Source organism: Nocardioides sp. CPCC 206348 (assembly GCF_048654705.1).
Lineage (GTDB): Bacteria > Actinomycetota > Actinomycetes > Propionibacteriales > Nocardioidaceae > Nocardioides.
Map to the genome: position 1 here is coordinate 16,589 of NZ_JBMCZA010000213.1, position 6,171 is coordinate 22,759.

A 6,171-nucleotide genomic window follows, 5' to 3' on the forward strand; every position below is an offset into this window, starting at 1 on the left:
CCTGCGCCAGAGCCTGCTCTCGCAGGCCAACACGACGTACCTCGACAGCCCGGTCTTCGGTGGCGTCACCGCCGGCTCCGTGGCGTACGACGCCACCGGCACCTATGTCGGCACCGTCGGCGACGTGAACCGCCGGATCGCCAGCGGCGTCCAGGTGAAGGTCGACTCCAACGGCCCCGACGTCTTCGGCGACGGCGCGACGTCGGCCTTCGCCGAGCTCGAGGCGTTGTCGACCGCCCTGCGCGCCGGCGACCAGGCCGGCATCAGCGCGTCGATCAACACCCTCAACGCGCGTCTCGACACGATCACCAGTGCGCGGACGGCGGCCGGCGCCCGGTTCCAGCGGATCGAGCAGGCCGACCTGACGGCGTCCGATGCCGGGATGTCGCTCGAGAACCAGCTGAGCATGATCGAGAACGCCGACCTCGCCGCGACCACCGTGGACCTGAAGCTGCAGGAGGTCGCCTACCAGGCCTCCCTCGCCGCGACGTCGCGCGTGATGCAGCCGAGCCTGCTCGACTTCCTGCGATGATGGGCGCCATGACACAGAGGGCTGCGACCGAGGGCGACGTCCCGGTGATCGAGCTGGTCCACCCGATGCCGGGCTTCCCGGACGACGGCCGCTTCGCTCTCGTGCAGCTGGACGACGACGGGGTGCTGCACGGCTTCCGGTCGCTCGACAGCGAGGGCCTGCAGTTCGTGGTCATCCCGCCGGCCCCCTTCTTCCCGGACTATGCGCCGGAGCTCGCCGACGACGTCGCGGGCGAGCTGGGCCTGTCGTCCGGCAACGCCGGCGACGTGATCGTGCTGCTCGTCGTCCGTGCCGGCGCGACGCTGGCCGACACCACGGTCAACCTGCGCGCGCCGCTGGTGATCAACACCGTCACCCGCCGCGCGAGCCAGGTCGTGCTCGACGACCACGACCTCTCGATCACCGCACCGCTCGTCGCCTGAACCGGTAGCCTCACAGCCGTGCTGGTTCTCTCTCGTCGCGTCGGTGAAAGCGTTGTCATCGGGGCGGGCTCACCCGACGCGGTGACCGTCACCGTGCTCGAGGTCCGCGGCGACGTCATCCGCCTGGGCATCGACGCGCCGCGCTCGGTCGCGATCCACCGCGCCGAGCTGCTGGCCGAGGTGGCCGACGCGAACACGGAGGCGGCTTCGCCGCCGGAAGCCGCCGTTGCCTCCTTGACCGAGGCGCTGCGCACCCGCCGCTGACCGTCCGGTCGCCCCTGCTGGGACTAGGTCCCAACTCCCGTTTCGCCCCTCATCCCCCCACCCACGCAGCCGATGGGCCGCGTGAAGGGAGGGACAATGGACGACGACGCAGAGATCATTGCGGAGTTCCTCGTGGAGTCTCACGAGAACCTCGATCAGCTCGACCGCGACCTGGTCGAGCTCGAGCAGCAGCCCGATTCACGGGAGCGGCTCTCGAGCATCTTCCGCACGATCCACACGATCAAGGGCACGAGCGGCTTCCTGGCGTTCAACCGCCTCGAGCAGCTGACGCACGTGGGGGAGACCCTGCTGTCGCGGCTGCGCGACGGCGACGCCGTGATGACCCCGGCGATCACCGAGGCGTTGCTGTCCATGGTGGACACGGTCCGCGCCCTCCTGGACGTCATTGAGCGCACCGGCAAGGACACCGACCCTGCGGTCGACGTCCTGCCGCTGGTGACGGTCATCGAAGGCCTGCTGGAGGCCGGCCTCCCAACGACGGCCTCCAGTGAGACACCTGCAGTCGACGAACTCTCCCCTGTCGACGAGGTGTCCGAGATCGGCGGAGCTGTGGTGGAGCCGGACGTGTCCCCGGCGGCATCCACCGCAGCTCCGCCGGAGGGAACGGTCTCCGAAGAGGTGGCTGCGCCCGAGGCTGCCTGGGACGGCATTGATCGCCGTACGGCTGTCGAAGCATCGGTGCGGGTCGACATCGACCTGCTCGACGACCTCGTCGACCTGGTCGGCGAGCTCGTGCTGACCCGCAACCAGATCCTGCAACGCGCCGGCGGAGCCGAGGACATCGAGCTGGCCCGCGCCAGCCAGCGCCTCGACCTCGTGGCCAGCGAGCTGCAGGAATCGGTGATGAAGACCCGCATGCAGCCGATCGGCCAGGTCTGGTCGAAGCTGCCGCGCGTCGTCCGTGACCTGTCCCACCAGCTCGGCCGTGAGGTCGAGCTGGTGATGGACGGCCACGAGACCGAGCTGGACCGCAGCCTGCTCGAGGCGGTGAAGGACCCGCTCACGCACCTGGTCCGCAACTCCCTCGACCACGGCATCGAACGGCCCGAGGACCGGCTCGCCGCCGGCAAGCCGGCCAAGGGCACCCTGAGCCTGCGCGCCTATCACGAGTCCGGCCAGGTGGTCGTGGAGATCACCGACGACGGCAAGGGCATCGACCCCGAGCGGATCGCCGCGGTGGCCCTGGAGCGTGGTGTCGTCACCCGGGACCAGCTGTCCCGGATGGACGCCCGCGAGGTGCTCGGCCTGATCTTCCGGCCCGGCTTCTCCACCGCGGCCGCGGTCTCCAACATCTCCGGTCGCGGCGTCGGGATGGACGTCGTCCGCACCAACATCGAGCGCATCGGCGGCAGCGTCGACGTCACGTCCGAGATCGGTCGCGGCACCACCACACGCGTCCGGATCCCGCTGACCCTGGCCATCATCCCCGCGCTGGTCGTCGGGGAGGGCGAGGAGCGGTACGCCATCCCGCAGGCCAACCTGGTCGAGCTGGTCCGGATCGAGGGCGACGACCTGCGGCGCCAGGTCGAGGACCTCGCCGGTGCCCCGGTGCTCCGGCTCCGCGGCAAGCTGCTGCCCCTGGTGCCGCTGGCCGGGATCCTCGGCGGCCCGGTTCCCGACGCCGAGTCACTCACGGTCGTCGTACTCCAGTCCGACGACGTGCGCTTCGGTCTCTGCGTCTCGACCGTGTTCGACACCCAGGAGATCGTCGTCAAGCCGATCGGCCGCCAGCTGAAGGGCCTCGCGATGTACGCCGGCGCCACGATCATGGGCGACGGACGGGTCGCCCTGATCCTCGACGTCCCCGGTACGGCGGTCACCGCCGGCGTGGGTGTCGCGCAGCACGACACGACCGACAGCCGCGCTGTCGCGGCCGACGACCGTACGGCGTTGCTGGTGCTCGAGGTGTCCGACGGACGCCGGGCGGCGTTGCCGCTGGCGGCGGTCTCGCGCCTCGAGGAGTTCGCCCAGGACCGGATCGAACGCAGCGGCGTGACCGAGGTCGTGCAGTACCGCGACGGGATCCTGCCGCTGGTCCGGCTCGCCACCGCGATCGGTCTGGCGGACACCAGCGACCGCCAGGAGCAGATCAGTGTCGTCGTCCACGAGACGCCGGATGCCGCGGGCGGATCGGTCGGCATCGTGATCGACCGGGTGCTCGACGTCGTCGACGTGGCGATCGTCTCCAGCCACGTCGGTCGCCGTCACGGCGTGACCGGCAGCGCCGTCGTCCAGGACCGGGTCACCGACCTGGTCGACCTGGCCGCCGTCGTGGCCCAGTCGGGGGTGCCCGCATGAGCGCCGTCGCTGTCACCCCGACGGTGCGGACCGCCGAGCAGTACTGCACCTTCTGGGTTGCTGACCTGTTCTTCGGTGTCGCCGTCGACGAGGTCCAGGAGGTGTTGCGGCACCAGCCGATGACGCCCGTACCGCGCGCCGATGCGGCCGTCACCGGGTTGATCAACCTGCGTGGCCAGATCGTGACCGCGGTCGACCTGCGGGTCCGCCTCGGGCTGCCGCCCCGCGAGGGCGACCAGCTCCCCATGAACGTGATCGTCCGCAGTCGCGGCGAGGTGGTCAGTCTCCTCGTCGACGACATCGGGGACGTGATCGACACCGCCGGCGTGAACGGCCAGCCGGCGCCAGCAAACATGCCCAGGAAGGTGCAGGACCTCGTGTGCAAGGACCGCGGGGTCCTCCCGCTGGCCGACGCCATCCTGCTCGTCCTCGACGCAGATCGCGCGGTCGACGTCTCGACCACGCCCGACAACCCCGGAGGAACCCCGTGACCGAGATCCTTGACGTGCCGGTGAACGGCACGCATCCCGCCGAGAAGGCTGCCGAGAAGGTGTCGAAGACGACCGCGTCGAAGACCAGCCCGCAGAAGACCGAGTCGGTCAGCGGTGCATCGACGTTCGCACTGTCGATGATGGAGAACAGCCCGACGAACATGATGTTCGCGGACCTGGACTTCGTCATCCGCTACATGAACCCGGCCTCGCTGCGGACCCTGCGCGGCCTCGAGCACGTGCTGCCCGTGCGCGCCGACGAGGTCGTCGGCTCGAGCCTCGACATCTTCCACAAGAACCCCTCCTACCAACGCGGCCTGCTCGCCACCGCCGAGCACCTGCCGCGCCGCGCCGACATCAAGGTGGGCGACGAGACCCTCGACCTCCTCGTCAGTGCGATCACCGACGAGCAGGGCAACTACATCGGCGCGATGGCGACCTGGGAGGTCATCACCGACCGGCTCCGCACCGAACGCCTGCGTGTCGAGGCCGAGACGGACACGACCGCCGTCAACAAGGTGCTCTCCACGCTGTCTGCGGCCACGGACGTCGAGGCCGCCGTACAGACGGCTCTCGACACCGTGCGCAACGAGTTCGGCTGGGCCTACGGGTCGTACTGGAAGGTCGACCCGGCGGACCGGACCCTCAAGTTCGACCGCGAGTCCGGCGACGCCGGCCCGGAGTTCCGCCGCGTCACGCTGCAGGCGTCGTTCGCTGAGGGCGTCGGCCTGTCCGGCCGGGCCTGGGCGCAGCGCGACCTGTTCTTCACCCGCGACATCGGCGAGATGACCGACTGCGTGCGCGCCCCGGTCGCCCAGCAGGTCGGGGTCAAGTCGGGTGTCTGCTTCCCGATCATCATCGACGGCGAGGTCGTCGCGACGATGGACTTCTTCGCCACCGAGACCCTCGACCCGAGCCCGCAGCGCCTCGAGGCCCTGCGCAACGTCGGTCGCCTGGTCTCCCAGGCCCTCTCGCGGATCAACCGCGAGGCCGCCGACCGCGACGCCGCCGCTGTACTGACCGCCAAGGTCGAGCAGATTCTCGATGTCGTCTCCGCTGCGGCGGCCGGCGACCTGACGCGCGAGCTCGACATCGAGGGCGACGACGCCGTCGGTCGCGTGGCCGAGGGCCTGCGTTCGCTGCTCACCACCCTGCGGTCCAGCATGACCAACATCGGGGGTACGGCGGAGACACTCGCCGCGGCCGCCGGTCAGCTCACGTCGCTGGCCGAGGGGATGGGCGAGGGGGCCACGATGACGTCCGACCGGGCGGCGTCCGCGTCGAGCGCGTCGGTGCAGGTGTCGGCGTCGATCCAGACCGTCGCCACCGCGGCCGAGGAGATGACCGCCTCCATCCGCGAGATCGCGAAGAACGCCACGGAGGCGGCCACCGTCGCCACCGATGCCGTCACCGTGGCCTCCGAGGCGCAGGGCACCGTCGCGTCGCTGGGCGAGTCCAGCGCCGAGATCGGCCAGGTCATCAAGGTGATCACCTCGATCGCCCAGCAGACCAACCTGCTCGCCCTCAACGCCACCATCGAGGCCGCCCGGGCCGGTGACGCCGGCAAGGGCTTCGCGGTCGTCGCCAACGAGGTCAAGGAGCTCGCCAAGGAGACCGCCAAGGCCACCGAGGAGATCGGCAAGAAGATCGAGGCGATCCAGAGCGACACCCAGGGTGCCGTGTCCGCGATCAGCCGGATCGCGGACGTGATCGCCCGGATCAACGACATCCAGTCGACCATCGCCTCCGCCGTCGAGGAGCAGACCGCGACCACCAACGAGATCGCCCGCTCCGTGACCGAGGCCGCCGCCGGCGCCAACGGCATCGCCGGCGACGTCACCCAGGTCGCCACCGCCGCCGCCGAGACCCGCGAAGGTGCGGAGAACACGCTCGCCTCCGCCACCGACCTCACGGGTGTGGCTGCGGAGCTGCGGGAGCTGGTGGCTCGGTTCACGCTCTGAGAGGGCGCAGGAATCCCCGCTGAGGCGGGGATTCCTGCGCTTCCTGGCCGTTGCAACGGCCAAGGAGCGCAAGCAGAAGCCAAGAACCTCCGACCGGATCCGGTCGGAGGTTCTTGTTTGCGTCGGCGAAAACGCAGCTGGGGAAGTCAGCCCACGCGGCGGGCGAGTCCCGGCAGGGACGG

The 6,171-nt window shown here is 70.3% G+C and carries 6 protein-coding genes; all 6 read left to right on the top strand.

From position 1 onward, the window contains the following. On the top strand, window positions 1-532 hold a 532-nt coding region (locus tag ACOADB_RS22675; protein WP_378603977.1), incomplete at its 5' end, for a flagellin. Between the two features lie 8 nt (window positions 533-540). Then, window positions 541-954 carry a flagellar assembly protein FliW gene (gene fliW, locus ACOADB_RS22680; RefSeq protein WP_378603980.1) on the top strand — a complete coding sequence of 138 codons (414 nt, stop codon included), beginning with the start codon at window positions 541-543 and terminating at the stop codon, window positions 952-954. Between the two features lie 18 nt (window positions 955-972). Continuing rightward, window positions 973-1,218, top strand: a complete 246-nt coding sequence (gene csrA, locus ACOADB_RS22685; protein WP_378603983.1) for a carbon storage regulator CsrA — start codon at window positions 973-975, stop codon at window positions 1,216-1,218. A gap of 96 nt (window positions 1,219-1,314) precedes the next feature. Beyond that, a complete protein-coding gene (locus ACOADB_RS22690) occupies window positions 1,315-3,537 on the top strand; it encodes a chemotaxis protein CheA (protein ID WP_378603986.1) in 2,223 nt (740 codons plus the stop codon). Further along, window positions 3,534-4,028, top strand: coding sequence for a chemotaxis protein CheW (locus tag ACOADB_RS22695; protein ID WP_378603989.1), 495 nt, complete (start codon window positions 3,534-3,536; stop codon window positions 4,026-4,028). Before ACOADB_RS22690 ends, ACOADB_RS22695 begins: the two co-directional genes overlap by 4 nt. Continuing rightward, window positions 4,025-5,989, top strand: a complete 1,965-nt coding sequence (locus ACOADB_RS22700; RefSeq protein ID WP_378603992.1) for a methyl-accepting chemotaxis protein — start codon at window positions 4,025-4,027, stop codon at window positions 5,987-5,989. The genes ACOADB_RS22695 and ACOADB_RS22700 overlap by 4 nt, the downstream gene beginning before the upstream one ends. Window positions 5,990-6,171: the final 182 nt, after the last annotated feature.

Excerpts from the sequence above, each read along its gene's own strand:
- ACOADB_RS22695 (WP_378603989.1), top strand. The coding sequence starts at position 3,534 with ATGAGCGCCGTCGCTGTCACCCCGACGGTGCGGACCGCCGAGCAGTAC.
- ACOADB_RS22690 (WP_378603986.1), top strand. The coding sequence starts at position 1,315 with ATGGACGACGACGCAGAGATCATTGCGGAGTTCCTCGTGGAGTCTCAC.
- fliW (WP_378603980.1), top strand. The coding sequence starts at position 541 with ATGACACAGAGGGCTGCGACCGAGGGCGACGTCCCGGTGATCGAGCTG.